Source organism: Amphritea japonica ATCC BAA-1530, from assembly GCF_016592435.1.
GTDB lineage: Bacteria > Pseudomonadota > Gammaproteobacteria > Pseudomonadales > Balneatricaceae > Amphritea > Amphritea japonica.
In genome coordinates, this window is the sequence record NZ_AP014545.1 from 2,487,153 (window position 1) to 2,502,822 (window position 15,670).

The following is a 15,670-nucleotide window of genomic DNA, read 5'->3' on the forward strand; positions in this document are numbered from 1 at the left end:
TTAATCTCGGGACTCTAAATAGCTGTAAGCTTCTTGTCGTAGTACTTCTATTGCTTCTAAGTTATCTGTTACCCATGAAGCTTTAATCGAACCCATGTCCGCTTTACCTAGGGTTATTAGCAGATCTACATCAGTTTTTTTCTTTATTATTTCAAACAGTTGTTTTTTATCTCGACCGTTAGCAACAATATCACCAATAAGATCATCGTAAGTAACAAGCATAAAGACTCTTCGGATAGTTTTGTCATCAAGCCCATCGATTTCTTCAGTTAAAATTCTTGTAAGCATGGGTAAAGATTTTAGAGGGTGGTTATGGTCTGTTTTTTGTTTACCACCAGACCATCGGGAAGCAGGACCTTTACCTATATCGTGAAGATAAGCTGCTAAAATAAGTATATTCTGATTTTTTTCACTGTATGTATCAAATTCATCACTAGCGCGGATAAGTCCTACAACAGATCTGCTATGCGATCCAACATCTTCAGTATGAACTGGATTTTCAGATTCTAATCCGTCTATTTCTTTTAGTTCTTTGATGCAGTGAAAGTCTTCGTGAATAGCCCCTACAGCCTGTTCAATGCTATCGAATGTAAAGCTGCCGCTATTAGATGATTTCACTTCCCTAATGCTTTCTTTATATCGTTTATGTAAAATTTTGGGAGCTGTAGTTAAACTAACTCTTGATTCAAGTGGCTCATTTAAGTCAGAAAAGTAATGATGTTTAAAATTATACTCTGTGTGGTGTTTGACACTTTTACCCTTGATACCTCTTTTTTTAAGCAGGTTGCTTACTACCTTTGCGACGGAAAGGTCCCATGTTATGAAATGGTCAATATCACTAATTTCAACTTTATTATGCACTAGTATTTCAGCCATTTTTTTTGTTTTATTGCTTCTGTCGGGTAAGTCCAATCCATTCTTTTTATAAGTGATAGATCAATATTGTGCAAACTCTCTGCTGAATCGTAAAAGCTAGGGGCCACTGTTGTGTTAGCTGAAGAGTTCGTAAAGACAACGCTGTCCTCTGATACCTTCGTTATTGGAAGGGCAAAGTAGATGATTCCTTTTTGATTATAATTCTTTGATAGGACAATGCTGAGTAACATAGGAGTGCGCTTGGCGAAGTAAAAAGGTACATAGTCATGAATAACTCCACCAGGGCCGCAAGTTACGGCCATCTCCCGTCTTCTTGCTTGTATATCATCATTTGCAACATTAGTATGTTCAATTCCAGCCTCTATTTTAGCGTTAGTACTGAGAAGTCCATGATCGAGTACTGATTCTAGATTTGAAATATATGTAAAGTGATATGCATATCGAGTTGACCATTCCGTTGTAATCATTTTTTCCCTTTTTATATTAAATACTTAATTATTTTTTTGGATCTGTGTACGGTTAAAGTGTACGTTAGCATGTAATAAAAATTGATAACATTATTGCAGCACAACACAGTGAAACGCCTGTCCCGTAACAAACCAGCTTCCACTATCTGTATATTAAAATCATCTATATAAATTTACTCAATACTGCCAATCTTCATGGGCCAGCGGGGATTTATTCAACAACTGCTTTCGCGTCCGCCAGTCAGGCAGAAACTTATCCATCAAGGTTCTGAATCGTTCGTTGTGGTTGCGTTCATGCAGATGAACCAGCTCATGCACCAGTATGTACTCAAGGCACTGAATCGGTTTCTTCGCCAGATCAAGGTTTAGCCAGATACGGCTTTGCTGAATATTGCAGCTACCCCACTTAGTTCGCATTTTTTTGACACCCCACTCTGCGGCCTCTTTGCCGACAACAGGGTGCCACTTATCTAACAGTTGAGGAATCATCTGTTTCATTTCAGCCCGATACCAATTGTTCAATAAGCGTTCTTTTGCTTCAATACTGGTGCCAGATTTAACATACATTTTCAGCCGGCCGGACTTCAACAAGCGGACTTCATGTTTTCCCTGACGCTCAATCAGTTCAAAACGACAGCGTTTACCAAACATAAAGTGACATTCACCAGAGATGTACTGACGCGCCGACTGACGTGGCTGATCCTGGAAATCCTGCTGCTGTTTTCTAATCCAGCTTAAACGGGAGATAACAGCTAAACGAACATTATCGTTATTGACGTGGTTAGGTACGGCAACCCGCACTCTCCCATCCGGAGGGTAAACAGCCAGATGTAGGTTTTTTATCCCCTTTCTGACAATCTCAACCTCAATACCACTAACGGTCAACGTTTCCCAAACTTCGACCACTTAATCGTACTCAGTCTGATTCTTAATAATATCCATAACACCGCTAAGGTCGACGTTATAACTAGCCAGCTGTTCAGTCACTGCATTCTCGACTGATTTATACTTAAACCGATTGGACTTCCATCCCTCTTTTTTAACTGACTTAACCGCTTCATCCAACCCACTAACCAACGTTTCATTACCATTCAGGTTGTCATAGAGCGATTGCTTTGCCTTGGAATTCATCGACTGAGGATAGGTTACCAGACCATCTGGCTTCACAACGCCCTCGGCTAGTTTCTTCACCTCTTTCAGATAGGCTTCATAACTAATCGCTTCATCTCTGCGTTGCTCAATAAGAGCATCCAACAACTCTGACATTTTTTCGTAGTACTTAGGGTTGATAGGCTGTTCATCGATAATAACTTTACGAATATTATTTTCGATGGTTTCCGCCATCGCTTCTGGCACCGGTTTATTATCAGCCTTAGGAGGGCACTGCTTAATTTTTGTGATGATCAGTTCAACCAGCCCCAGCTCCTCAAAATCGATCAACAACTCACTGTCTTCAGCTTTGATGTAAGTGTCCAGTAAACGGCGCATAGCAGGTTCAAATTGCTTCAGGTCGACTTCATCTCTGGATGCAATCTTGACCTCTTTGCGCATATCCGCAAAATGTTCAACTTCGGTCTTTATCTGTCGAGTCTCAGTAGCGCTATAACCTGCACCCTCCATCTCACTAGCCATATTGGCATATGCCCTAACCAGCGCTGCCACATTGCGATAGAGTGACACTCGCTTAGCTTCATTCAGTTTCAGCGCTTCAGGGTTTAATACATCACCACAGAAGTAACGTAGATAATCAATCGTTGCCTTGGGCTGCAATACCGGCTCACATAGTGCACTACTGGTTTCTAAGGCCTGCTCCAGTTTTTCCCTGCTTTTCACTAAACGGTCCGTCAACAGACCCTGTACATCTTCCTGTTCATACGCATCAAAAGCGCCGCTAGTGTAGTCGCCAATCGAGGTTTCCAGGCTATGGAACAGGTCTTTATAATCGACAATATAACCATACTCTTTGTCCTCACCATCCAACCTATTTACCCGGCAGATCGCCTGAAACAATCCGTGGTCCTGCATCTTCTTATCGATATATAAATAGGTCGCTGAGGGGGCATCAAAACCGGTCAATAGTTTATCCACCACGATCAGCAAGCGCATCTGCCCCGGCTCTTTCTTAAACTGCTCTTTTACCCGCTGTTCAAACTCTTCAGCTTTCTTAATGGCTTCATCTTTTGACACCTCAAAATAGTCGGCCAGCATATCCTGATAGATCTGATACTGATGCAACTTCTCGGTATAACCCTCACCGGATTCCTCACCTTTAATGTCATTAGGCGATGGCAGATAACTGGTGACAATGGCGCACTTACCTTTAAGGTCAGTACCATTGAACAGCTCATACACTTTACAAGCCTGATAGATACTGGCGCACACCAGCATCGCATTACCCCGGCCATCCATTAGCCGTGGTCGCTTCATCATATCCATCAGGATATCGTTAACAATCATCTCCAGACGGTCTTTGCTGGAAAGCACCTTCTTCATAGTGCCCCAGCGCTGTTTCAGCTGCACCTTAGCCATATCGGTCAGTCCTTTCGTATTCAGCTCAAACCACTCGTCTATTTTTTCCGGAGACTTAATATACTGATCTATATCGCGGGCTTCATATTGCAAGTCCAGCACCACACCATCGGCCACCGCTTCATCAAACTTGTAGGTATGAATGTAGGAACCAAAGACCTCAATACTCTTCTGCTTATCTTTCTTTAACAGCGGTGTGCCGGTAAAACCGATAAAAACAGAGTCCGGCAGAATAACCTGCATCGCATCATGTAACTTGCCAGACTGGGTGCGGTGACACTCATCAACGAAAACAAACAGGTTTCCCTTCGCACTGAAATCATCAGGCAGACTCTCTTTAAGCTGCTGGATATATTCATCGGTGGCCTTCTCGGCCTGAGTATCATCTTCGTCAGCCCCTCCTCTGCGACCAAACTTATGTACCAAAGAACAGAGCAGCCACTGGTCTGAAGCGTTAAGGGTTGCAATCAGATCAGCACCGCTCGTACAGCGGTAGATCTCCTCATCAACGCCCTGGTATACCCCCTCGATCTGATCATCCAGTTCGGTGCGGTCAGTCACCACCAGCACCCGGGCATTGGCTACATGTTCACGAATCCACTTGGCCAGCCAGACCATACTCAGACTTTTACCCGAGCCCTGAGTGTGCCAGATAATACCGCCCTGGTTTTCCTGAACCCGTTGCTGGGCAGCTTTCACACCAGAATACTGGTTATGACGGCTGGTTTTTTTAACGCCCGCATCAAAAACAATAAAGTCGTGAATCAGTTCCAGAAAACGCTTTTTCTGGCAGAGATGAATAATGTCAAAATCAAGCAGTTCATCGGCATAATCGACGTCATCAAGCGAGAAGTGTTTCTTACTGCGGTCATCCAGTTCTGGGTTATAAGCGGGGTTCTCCTCTTTCCAGCGGTAGTAATGCTTTTCAGAGGTTTCAATAGTGCCGTAGCGCAATCCTTCGGTATCGTTGCCTGCCATCACCAGCTGCATAGTGCTAAAGAAATCACGGATAAAGGTTTTCTTCTGGTTATCCAGATTCTGACGTATACCCTCGGTAACCGACACCGATGAGCGTTTCAGTTCAATCACCCCCAGCGCGATACCGTTCACATAGAGAACGATATCCGGTCGTTTGGTATGTTCGCCTTTGATTGACACCTCTTCAGCGATAGCAAACTCATTGTTCTGTGGCTGTTGCCAGTCAATCAGCCACACCGTTTGGGTTTGCCCCCCCTGCGTCTGACGTACCTTAACGCCGTAACGCAGCAGCCCATAGACTGAATTATTGGCATGATAGAGTTTCTTACCATCGCCCATTGCAGCGGCCCGCTTAAGCTGACGCAGGGCATCGGTAATCAGCCCACTCTCAACTCCCTGCTTGCCCAGCCAGTCACGCAGATAGCTTTCTTCAATATTTGAGTTATCAACCCGTTTTTGCCAATCACCGTAGTACTGGTAATCCAGCTGGTTCTGAAAAAGCTTAACCACCCGGTTTTGCGTGGCTCGTTCGCGTTGGCCGACAGCACTCACTTAATCACCTCCCAGTGACCGGCTTTAGTTGAGCCGGTACGCTTCAATTTCCCTGATTTTTTAAGCTTTTCAAGGTGGTACTTCACCCCATCCGGGGTAATATCCAGCCGTTCTGCCAACTGTTTACGGGTTAATTCAGGATTCCGCCGCAGAAGAGCAAGAATCTGTTCCTGTGTCGTTTGTTGTATTGTTTCCAGGAGAGCGCCCTGAAGAATTTCTTGGGTAGTTTCTTGGGTAGTTTCTTGGGTAGTTTCTTGGGTAGTTACCTGAAGAGCTTCTTGGATAGTTTCTGGTCCCGCTATCCGGCTCCCCTCTATCTCAGTCAAATACTCAGACGAATAATGAAAAATAGTCCAGACACCCTGGGGTTCTAACTGCCATTCAGGCAATGAAGATTCCGCTTCAATACAGGCTTGCTGTATACGTTCAATCCCCCGGCCCCAGGATTCAATTAACCCTGCACGAAAAAACACATTGGCAATATCCGGGTTAAAAGGGCGGGACGCATGCTTTGCCATCAGATCATCCACCGACCAGCTATCGGGCAGTATCCCGGGATTCCAGATCATCAGTTTATGGGGGTATACACTGATTTGAATCGGTATCGAGCTGGCGTAATCCTTGTGGGTCACCGTATTAAGCAGGGCTTCGCGTAACCCCGCCAAAGGCACGGGATAAGTCTCCTGACGATGTAATCCGTCATAACTGATAAGGGCTTTAAAATATTTACGCTGCAGGGTTTCAATGGTCTGTTCAACCTGACTAAACAGATCACCATGAATCTCATCCTGATAGCGCAGGTCGGTATTGTCATGCTCAAAGTAACCGATTTTAATCCAGGCACCGGAGACAAAACCTTCCGGGTCGGGGTGAAACAGCAAAGCTGCAGCCCGTTTAAGATAATCGCCGCTTACCAGGCGCAAACGCTCAAGCAGGAGTTTGTCGCTGTCGTCTAATACTTTTTCCGGCAGGCGCTGGCTATTAATCGCCCGCTGACGAAACGCTTGCAACACAACACTATCTAAATCGCTACTCTGTAATCCCGGCAGTGGCAGAGCATCCCAGTGCAGCCCCTGTTTCTTCAACAGAAAACGGTCAAGCGCCGGGCCTTTTAACTCCTGTTTGGTACTGCCACTACGATAATGGTACTGCCCCTTATAACTGACCGGATAAGGGTAGGGTTCAACCACAATCTCCAGCAGCTTTTTGTTATTAACTTCCAGCAGATTGACATCCACCATAATGCCCAACAGGTCTCGCACTTTGTTAGGGATGCTTTCGAGCAGCTCCCGGGCATTGTTAATACCCAGATCCTTGCCCCTGTCATCACGCCCAACAATTAATACACCGCCATCCGCATTGGCGAAGCCGCAAAGCCACTTAATGTACTCATCGCGCCAGGATTCCTTCCACTCTGTATTCTGCGATTCACTCATACCAGTCGCGTTCTCCCTGTCAGTAGTTCCTGCATCATGCCTTGTTTGAGATTTTGGGTTTTGATTAGGCGTTGATCTAACTTATCCAACTCATCATCCATTGATGAAAAAACAGCCGCTATTTGATTTTGCTCTTCTAAGTTCGGAGCTTCAAATTCAAAGGTCACAAAGTCCTTTTGATATAAATGCGTTATCGTTGAGCCGGCAGTGATCCTGTTAAGGAAATCATCAAAAATTCTCGATGACAAAATATAAAACAGATACATCGGATTAAAAGCATTTTGAACAGGTCGTATAACAAATACTCCACTATTTAATGTTGCAGGGCCATTAAGCTTGTCAACATAGCCAACCTTTCCAATGGTTCCATCTTTAGTCAGTAGAACATCACCATTTGTTAACTGTATATTTCTATCTTGGCTATATCTCCACTCATCTACGTAATGACAGGTAGACCAATTTACACGGCCGCCTTTAAAATCTGTGCCTGTGACAAGATAAAAATCGCCTTGATCTAAGTACTCAGTAGTTGTAAGAGCTTGCCAACCAATTCTGGCTTTGAGATCAGCATCCCTATTCATGGAAACAGTTTTCCAATCCTCTTCAAAACCTGGCAGACGCTTTTTGCCGGTAAGAAGTTGCTGCATAGCGGCGGTTTTAATCGCGCGTTTTTTTGCTATCAGTTTTTCGAGTGAGGTGATGAGGGCATCGACATCGGAAAGTGCGGTGGCTATGGCGGTTTGTTCTTTCGTGCTTGGGACTAAAAATTCAAGCTTATTGATTTTATCCAACGTCAACCGTGTAATGGCATTACCAGACATCGCAACCTGGACAGCTTGTTGGAATGAAGGTGACATAATTTGCTGCAGAAAATATTGGGAAGAATATATTTCCTTGCTGACACGTAGAAAAGCAACGCTAGATAACAAGCTGAACTCGTCGTTAATATTATTTAGCGCCGCATTCCCAGTATTTGCTCCATCCTTCGTTAGAAGGATGTCCCCCTTTCTCACATCACATCTTTTATAAATACTTTTATGTTGTTTTTCATCAATATATTCAGCTGAGCTTAAATCAAGCTTGCCCGGTCGAATATTTTTAGACGTTACGTAAAGATAATCATTACCACCGATTTTTGGAGAAAAATGGGTCCCGTCTTGTATTTTTATGAAAATATCACGCGCAGTTTTTATCAACCACTCCTCTGGAATAGTCCCAAGCTCTGTTTTCTTATACCCCTCCGACACCAACTGCTCCTCCACACTACTCACCACTGCAACCCCATCATTTTCAGATGCTCATCAACTTTGCCGCTCAGCACCTCAACATCCTGGGATAGTGCTGACAAAGGTTCGGCATAACGCTCTTCCAGGGTTTTAACCCGGTTGGCCAGTTGCTGCGTCACCCGCTCAATCTCAGCAATCACCGTAGCCCGCAAGGTCGCCAGCCATTTATCTTCGACGATCAGCGTTTTAATCTCCGCTTCCGTCAGTTGTGGATATTTTTCCAGGGTGATTTTGTCCAGTGCCTCCTGCGCGGTTTTAACCGCCCTCTTATACTCCGCTTCTGTTTCAAGCAGCGTTTTCACCCGTTTCAATGCCGTCACTTCATCTGTCTCGATGGCATGTTTTAATCGCGCAGTCACACTCGCTTTATTCACCTTGCCGCTATCGTTGATCGCCTCTTCTAACAGCCCCCCTTCAACCCCATGCTCTTCAACATAGGTTTCCAGTTCCTGAGTAGCGGCATCCAGTGAGGCTTTCAACGCATCTATTGCTGACTGCTGTTCGGAAAAAAATCGCTGTATGATCAATGCCGGGGGAATCACGGCCGCTTTATACTTGGCTTTATTTACGATCAGATCCGGTGTCTCTTTGAGTTTTTCGCCCTTTTTAACCACCAGCTGACGAATATCATTGGCAGTGTTCCAACCGTCCTGAGTAATGACATAAACGTCGTCCTGCATCACCTCTACCCAGTAGTTCATGATAATTTGGTACATATCATAACGGTCTAACAGTGGTGCAGCGGTGTACGCTTGCAGCAGGCTTTCAGAGATGCGGTGGATAATGGCTTTCGGCAGTTCACTCCCGTCGATATCAGAAAGTTTGGCATCGATTGTCCACTGCTCAAACAGCGACACTGAGCTCTGTGCGAACTGTTTAAACTCGGGGTGAGCAAGAATAGTGTTTTTCACCTCGGTCGCTTTGACTAAAGCCCGGCTATAGCCGTCACGCTCAGCTTCAAACAGCGAGTTACGCAGAGTCGGAAACACCTGCCAATAGGGTGCCAGGGCATCAATATCCCGATTTGGAATACCGCCGCTCAGATGGGCACTGAGATCGTGCAGATCTTCCGCCGCTGAGCTGTCGATATAGCGGGGAATATTGAGGTTGTAATCATTACCGGCGATCTCATCAAAGCCAACCATGCGGCTGTAACCGATCTGTTCTAGCTGATGGTTAAACACATCGACAATTTTATGGATATCCTGATCACGCAGCCGGTTCTTCGGCCCATCTTTCATAAAGCCTTTACCTGCATCGACCATAAAGATGCCGCTGTCAGTGTTTGTCAGCCGCTCCCTGGCACCCGCTTTGTCGATTACCAGAATGCAGGCGGGGATACCGGTGCCATAAAACAGGTTAGCGGGTAACCCAATAATACCTTTGATATAGCCCTGTTTAATCAGATTACGGCGAATATCCGCTTCGGCATTACCCCGAAAAAGTACACCGTGAGGCAGAATAACTGCGCCCTTACCGGTACTTTTCAGCGATTTAAGAATATGCAGCAGAAAGGCATAGTCACCGTTCTTTTCTGGCGGAATACCGTATTCAAAACGGGAGAATTGATCCTCTTGCGGCAGAAAGCCGGTGTTCCAGGCCTTAAAGGAAAACGGCGGGTTAGCCACGGCAAAATCAAAAGTTTTCAGTGAGGCATTGTCTTGTTTGTACTCGGGTTCGGCCAGGGTACTGTGGCCTCCCGGTGCTATTTCGGCATCGGCATTGTTGTGCAAAATCATATTCATGCGACACAGTGCCGTGGTGGCTACATCTTTTTCCTGCCCATAAATGGTTAACCCGTTACTGGCCTCGTCTGCCGCTTTCAACAACAACGACCCTGAGCCACAGGTTGGGTCATATACCGTCTGATCTTGTGCTGTCTCTTTCGTAATACCCACCACTTTAGCCAGAATACGGGATACTTCTGCTGGCGTATAGAACTGGCCTTTGCTTTTACCGGACTCGGTCGCAAAGTTTCGCATCAGGTATTCGTAAGCATCGCCCAGCAGATCATCGCCCTGTGCACTGTTGCCGCCAAAATCCAGCCCCTCGAAAATACCGATCAGCTTACTGAGACGGTCAACCATCTCCTTGCCTTTACCCAGGCGTTCTTCATCGTTGAAATCATTATCTTTGTTGGCCAACCAGGGTAGATCGTTCTCTTTCGCAATGCCATCCAGCGCAATATTGAGCTTCTCACCGATCTCTTTATCGCCCTTCAGGCTCACCAGATCAGCAAAGGCACAACCTGCTGGCACTACAATCATCGCTTTTGGGTCTGTCTGGTATTTATCTGACACATACTTAAGAAACAGAAAGGTAAGCACATAATCTTTATACTGAGAGGCATCCATACCACCTCGCAGTTCATCACAACTTGCCCAAAGGGAGGAGTAAAGCTCGGTCTTCTTAATGGCCATATTTATCCTAAATAAATCTTTCTAAACACCCGAAGAAAATGAAAACTTGGCTACGGGCGAAACAACTAATACCGATGCAGCAGGCGACTAATATTAAAGATGAACAATACTACGCCACTCCCTCAGCTCAAAGAGAAAACAAGGCTCAGGCAGTTTTCAGCATGATGAGATAGTAAGCAGGCAAGCCAATGAATAGTCGGATACGGCGAGGTAAGTAAAAATGTAAAAACTGATCCATGATCTATCCCTGTTTAGCGGAAAAATCCATTACGGTTAAACATCAATTACAAGATCATACCAGCTTATAACTGACACGTAGAACCCCTCTCTCACTCAGAATGGGCTATCCATTATCTTATTCGGCTCAGTTTGTGAGCCGATTAGCTCATTTATTCGGCTCATAGGCTAATAAAGGCACAAAACAGAAACTGCAGACACAAAAAAACCAGCAAGATGCTGGTCTGATGGTTTCCTCTACTCTTGAATTTTGAGGAGGAAGGAATTGGTGGAGCCTAGCGGGATCGAACCGCTGACCTGTTCGCTGCCAGCGAACCGCTCTCCCAGCTGAGCTAAGGCCCCAATACCAAGTGGCGGCTATATTAATCATGGTGCATTCCAGAGTCAAGCAAAGTTGGTGTTTAACATGGGCTAAAACCCTCTTCCTTTTCAACTGCTTATTTAAAGTTACTCACTCTGATTAAGAAAGGCTCATCGCAGGTTCTGGTGGAACAGAGAATACGTGGTGGTTTTGATAGAACTCAGCCTATCGGGACATGCTTTTTGTGGGAGCTGCGCCCTCGCGGCGATAGATTTATTTTATTGCCTAACGAGGGTTTTATCGCGACGGGCACCCAAAGGGCATGCAAGCGTCACTCCTACAAGTGCTTTTGATTGATTTAATCTCTATGCCCTCGGTGTTCTCTGTGGTTAAGCGCTCTTTAATCTCGTAATTCTGTGAGAGCCACGTTCTCGCGGTGATTAATTAATTTTTTTTATTGCCTGCTGAAGGCTTTATCGCGACGGGGCGTCGCTCCTACAGGTTAATACAAAAACAAAAAAAGCCCCGCAGTGCGGGGCTTTGAATTTATCAAAAACAGCTTGGGCGTTTAAGCCTCTGACAGCGCTTTAGCGACGTCGCGGTACTCTTTTTCCCAGCGCTTCGCTTCTTTCTTCGATGGCCCGCCGACGGTGTTCAGTGCATGACGTACACGGGCACGGCTCATGTCCGGGCCGAGGATCTGCATAGAGTCAACGACTGATACACTCTGGCTGGTGCCGGCAATCGCCACAAAGATTGGGAAGAGTACGTCGCGGATCTTATAATCCATCGCTTCACCCAGTACTTTAAACTGAGCGAACAGGTGGTCTTTTTCCCAGTTCTGTTCAGTATCCAGCATCCAGGAAGCAAACTGCAAAATCCGGCGGGTATCTTCCAGCTGGAGCTTCTTATGCTCAAAGCTCTCTGTCGTGATCGGGAGCATTCCGGATAACAGGAAAGAGGATACCGGTGCTACATCGGTGAACTTTTCTACCCGTTGTTTGATTAGCGGAATAATCTGCATCAGGTATTCAGGGTTCAGCGCCCATTTCTGGAACTCTGCGGCAAACTGTTCATCGGACAGCTCTTCACGAATCCACAGACCGTTAAGCCAGCTGAGTTTTTCCTGATCAAAGATCGGGCCACCCAGTGAGACACGGTTGATATCGAAATGCTCGACCATCTCTGCCAGCGAGAACTTCTCGCGCTCATCCGGCATCGACCAGCCCATACGCGCCAGGTAGTTGATCAGTGCTTCAGCCATGTAGCCCATACGCTGATAGTAGATGATGCTGGTTGGGTTCTTACGCTTAGACAGCTTGGACTTGTCAGGGTTACGCAGCAGTGGCATGTGGCACAGCTGCGGCATATCCCAACCGAAGTAGCTATATAGCAGCTGATGCTTTGGCGCTGAGTTAATCCACTCTTCGCCTCGCAGTACGTGAGTGATCTCCATCAGGTGATCATCCACTACGTTCGCCAGGTGGTAAGTCGGCATACCATCTGACTTCATCAGAATCTGACAGTCCACCTGAGACCATTCCACTTCGATGCTGCCACGGAGCATATCGTCAAAGACGCAAACGCCCTCTTCCGGTACTTTCATGCGGACAACATACGGCTCATCCGCCGCTTCCCGCTTAGCCACTTCGTCAGCAGGCAGTGCCAGATCGCTCTCTTTCAGCGCACTTTGCAGCCCCTGTTCACGGCGCTGATTACGCAGCTGATCCAGCTCTTCTGAGGTGCGGTAACATTTAAAGGCTTTTCCGCCATCGAGCAGCATTTGCGTATGCGTCTTATAGATGTCGCTACGCTCGCTCTGACGGTATGGACCGAATGGGCCTGGCTTATCCGGGCCTTCTGCCCATTCCAGACCTAACCAGCGCAACGAATCAAAAATAGCCTGTTCAGATTCAACAGTGCTGCGGGTCTGATCGGTATCTTCGATACGCAGGATAAACTCGCCTCCGTGTTGACGGGCGAAAGCCATGTTAAACAGAGCAATATAGGCGGTGCCTACGTGCGGGTCACCGGTTGGGGACGGCGCGATACGGGTACGTACTGTCATCAGAAAATATGCATCCAGACTGATTAAAGGGAATTGCCGCGCATTATACCCGCTCCTCTGATCAGCGCCTACCGTAACTGTCGATAAGCCTCCTTTATCAGGCGAGTATTTCTGCAGCATAATGCTGCGTCGCACAAAACTGGTGCGCTTTTTCCTTTTCAGTCTCTACCTTTAACGCTGTGTTGATTTTCTGGCATTCGTCATTAATTGCATCTCAAGCCTTACATCACAAGGCTGGCAGGCTGAACACAGCTCTATCGGCAGGTTGGCATATAGCCTCTGGCACGCTAAGTGCAATAGTAGGTTAACGTTATGACAAGAATAACCCTTTATGACCACGACTCACTTACAACCGGAACGGGTATTGGTCATCGATAAAGATACCGCCCGCTCAGCTTTACTGGAACAGGCCCTTAAAGATCAGGGCTATGAAGTTGTTTGCCGTCTGCACGATACCGAAGGGTTGATCAGCCGGGTTGAACAGATCCGCCCTGACATCATCATTATCGAACTGGACTCCCCTGACCGGGATGTACTGGAGCATATGGCCACCCTTAACAGCCATATTCCGCGCCCGGTGGTGATGTTTGCTGAAACCGGCGATAGCCAGACCATTCAGAAAGCGATTAAAGCCGGAGTTAGCGCCTACGTCGTAGATGGTATGAGTGCTGACCGGATTCAATCAATCATGGACGTCGCCGCCGCCCGGTTCCGAGAGTTTCAGGCACTGCGGAGCGAACTGAATGATGTTCGCAACGAACTGGAAGATCACAAGCAGCTTGATCAGGCTAAGCGACTCATTATGAAGCATCAGCAGTGCACCGAAGACAAAGCCTACAGCGCCATGCGCACCATGGCGATGGATCAGGGAAAACCGATGACACAGATCGCCAAAAATATAATTTCAGTACTTGAGATGCTGGATTGAGCAAAGAGCAACCACTATGACGATAATACACAGCCCACATCTGGACACACCGGAAAAGACTGCACTGACACTGGGCTTTCTACCGCTAATGGATTGCGCCCCCTTGGTGATCGCTAAAGAGAAAGGGTTTTTCAGTGAAGCAGGCCTGGATGTTCAGCTTAGCCGTGAAGGTTCCTGGGCATCAATCCGGGATAAGGTCTTATTAGGGCTTCTGGATGGCGCGCAAATGCTCGCCGGTATACCACTGGCATCGACACTGGGGCTCGGTTCTCCCCAGGTTAATATGATCACCGCTTTCAGTATCGGCCTGAACGGCAACGCAATCACGCTGTCAAATGAACTGCTGGCCGAAATCGATGAGTCAGGCCATCAGCCAAACGATACCTCTGCGGCTGGCTTTAAAAAGCTGATTAACCTGCGACGGGCAACCGGGCGTGAAAAAATCACGCTGGCGACGGTATATCCCTATTCTGCCCACAACTATCTGTTGCGCTTCTGGCTCAGCGATGCCGGTATCGACCCGGATAACGATGTCACCCTCACCGTAGTGCCTCCACCACAGATGGCTGTGACCATGAAGAAAGGTCATATCGACGGTTATTGTGTTGGCGAGCCCTGGAACTCTGTCGCCCAGGAGATGAATATTGGTAACCCGATTATCTCCGGTTATCAGATCTGGAATAATTGCCCGGATAAAGTCTTTGCCGTGACGGAGAACTGGCACAACGCCCACCCTGCGACCCATCAGGCGCTGATCTGCGCCTTGATTCAGGCCAGCCACTGGTTAGATATGCCCCAAAACAGTGACGAAGCGTTGCAAATTTTGCTGGGCAAAGCATATCTGGGCCCAGCGCTCTCTATGCTGCCGCAACCGCAGTTGACCCAGGGTAACCGAGTCTTTCATCGCTACGCCGCCAGTTATCCCTGGCGCTCCCATGCATTGTGGTTTCTGGAACAGATGCAGCAATGGGGACAGCTTCAGCAGGGTGTCGATCTGACCAAAACCGCCTGCAAGGTATACCGACCCGATATTTATCGGGATGTCGCCAAAAAAATGAAGATCCTTCATCCGACAATCGATTGTAAGCCGGAAGGTTACCACGACAGCGAATGGATTTTGCAGGGCAATGCCGGCGCCGTCACGATGGGAAGCGATCTGTTTTTTAACGGTACAACCTTCGACCCAAACAGCTGCCGCTAACAGTCGCTCTCTGACTCAGACAAAGTCACCATAACCCTGAGCACCTTTTAAGTGCCAGAGACAATTATGAGGCTCCACCCGGGTGCATTTTTAGAGAGTCAGGTTGGCGATAATTACTAAGAAAACCACCTGACTCGAAGTATCTATATGATTTATAAGGCAATTTAACAAAACGGCACAGACCCTGCTATTACAAAGATAATAAATCTAACAAGCAAACTTTCAGGAAACTGACAGTTAATTTTACTTAAGACAACGGCGTCTGCTCTTACCGATCTCACCATCGGCAGGAGCAGGCGCTTTTTTTTGACTAACTTTTTTGCTTAGCTTTTTAAAAACTTATATTCAGGAGCCACATCACATGTCGCAAAAATTGCTATCTAAGTTTATG

The 15,670-nt window shown here is 46.7% G+C and carries 10 protein-coding genes and 1 tRNA gene; 2 read left to right on the top strand and 9 right to left on the bottom strand.

Annotated features, from left to right (window positions below; translation table 11 throughout):
- The 9 genes from AMJAP_RS11590 to gltX form a co-directional block, all read right to left on the bottom strand.
- A complete protein-coding gene (locus AMJAP_RS11590) occupies positions 1-876 on the bottom strand; it encodes an HD domain-containing protein (protein WP_201356377.1) in 876 nt (291 codons plus the stop codon).
- Positions 861-1,343: a DUF4433 domain-containing protein gene (locus AMJAP_RS11595; protein ID WP_201356378.1), complete on the bottom strand. Its 483-nt coding sequence runs from the start codon at positions 1,341-1,343 to the stop codon at positions 861-863. The genes AMJAP_RS11590 and AMJAP_RS11595 overlap by 16 nt, the downstream gene beginning before the upstream one ends.
- Before the next feature lie 177 nt (positions 1,344-1,520).
- Complete coding sequence (locus AMJAP_RS11600) at positions 1,521-2,249, bottom strand: M48 family metallopeptidase (RefSeq protein WP_019620396.1); 729 nt, start codon at positions 2,247-2,249, stop codon at positions 1,521-1,523.
- On the bottom strand, positions 2,250-5,402 hold the full coding sequence (locus AMJAP_RS11605; RefSeq protein WP_019620395.1) for a type I restriction endonuclease subunit R: 3,153 nt from the start codon (positions 5,400-5,402) through the stop codon (positions 2,250-2,252).
- Positions 5,399-6,838: an ATP-binding protein gene (locus AMJAP_RS11610; protein ID WP_019620394.1), complete on the bottom strand. Its 1,440-nt coding sequence runs from the start codon at positions 6,836-6,838 to the stop codon at positions 5,399-5,401. Before AMJAP_RS11610 ends, AMJAP_RS11605 begins: the two co-directional genes overlap by 4 nt.
- Positions 6,835-8,100 carry a restriction endonuclease subunit S gene (locus tag AMJAP_RS11615; RefSeq protein ID WP_201356379.1) on the bottom strand — a complete coding sequence of 422 codons (1,266 nt, stop codon included), beginning with the start codon at positions 8,098-8,100 and terminating at the stop codon, positions 6,835-6,837. The genes AMJAP_RS11610 and AMJAP_RS11615 overlap by 4 nt, the downstream gene beginning before the upstream one ends.
- A gap of 5 nt (positions 8,101-8,105) precedes the next feature.
- Positions 8,106-10,544, bottom strand: coding sequence for a type I restriction-modification system subunit M (locus AMJAP_RS11620; RefSeq protein ID WP_019620392.1), 2,439 nt, complete (start codon positions 10,542-10,544; stop codon positions 8,106-8,108).
- 503 nt (positions 10,545-11,047) lie between these two features.
- Positions 11,048-11,123 (bottom strand) — tRNA-Ala (locus AMJAP_RS11625).
- A gap of 527 nt (positions 11,124-11,650) precedes the next feature.
- Positions 11,651-13,150 carry a glutamate--tRNA ligase gene (gltX, locus tag AMJAP_RS11630; RefSeq protein ID WP_026339967.1) on the bottom strand — a complete coding sequence of 500 codons (1,500 nt, stop codon included), beginning with the start codon at positions 13,148-13,150 and terminating at the stop codon, positions 11,651-11,653.
- Positions 13,151-13,481: 331 nt separating this feature from the next.
- Here gltX and AMJAP_RS11635 point away from each other — a divergent pair, with 331 nt between their 5' ends.
- Both AMJAP_RS11635 and AMJAP_RS11640 read left to right on the top strand, forming a co-directional pair.
- Entirely contained in the window at positions 13,482-14,078 is a 597-nt protein-coding gene (locus AMJAP_RS11635; RefSeq protein WP_019620389.1) for an ANTAR domain-containing response regulator, read from the top strand.
- 16 nt (positions 14,079-14,094) lie between these two features.
- Positions 14,095-15,279: a CmpA/NrtA family ABC transporter substrate-binding protein gene (locus AMJAP_RS11640; RefSeq protein WP_019620388.1), complete on the top strand. Its 1,185-nt coding sequence runs from the start codon at positions 14,095-14,097 to the stop codon at positions 15,277-15,279.
- Positions 15,280-15,670 lie beyond the last annotated feature (391 nt).

Excerpts from the sequence above, each read along its gene's own strand:
- AMJAP_RS11620 (WP_019620392.1), bottom strand. The coding sequence starts at position 10,544 with ATGGCCATTAAGAAGACCGAGCTTTACTCCTCCCTTTGGGCAAGTTGT.
- AMJAP_RS11640 (WP_019620388.1), top strand. The coding sequence starts at position 14,095 with ATGACGATAATACACAGCCCACATCTGGACACACCGGAAAAGACTGCA.
- AMJAP_RS11610 (WP_019620394.1), bottom strand. The coding sequence starts at position 6,838 with ATGAGTGAATCGCAGAATACAGAGTGGAAGGAATCCTGGCGCGATGAG.
- AMJAP_RS11635 (WP_019620389.1), top strand. The coding sequence starts at position 13,482 with ATGACCACGACTCACTTACAACCGGAACGGGTATTGGTCATCGATAAA.
- AMJAP_RS11590 (WP_201356377.1), bottom strand. The coding sequence starts at position 876 with ATGGCTGAAATACTAGTGCATAATAAAGTTGAAATTAGTGATATTGAC.
- gltX (WP_026339967.1), bottom strand. The coding sequence starts at position 13,150 with ATGACAGTACGTACCCGTATCGCGCCGTCCCCAACCGGTGACCCGCAC.
- AMJAP_RS11595 (WP_201356378.1), bottom strand. The coding sequence starts at position 1,343 with ATGATTACAACGGAATGGTCAACTCGATATGCATATCACTTTACATAT.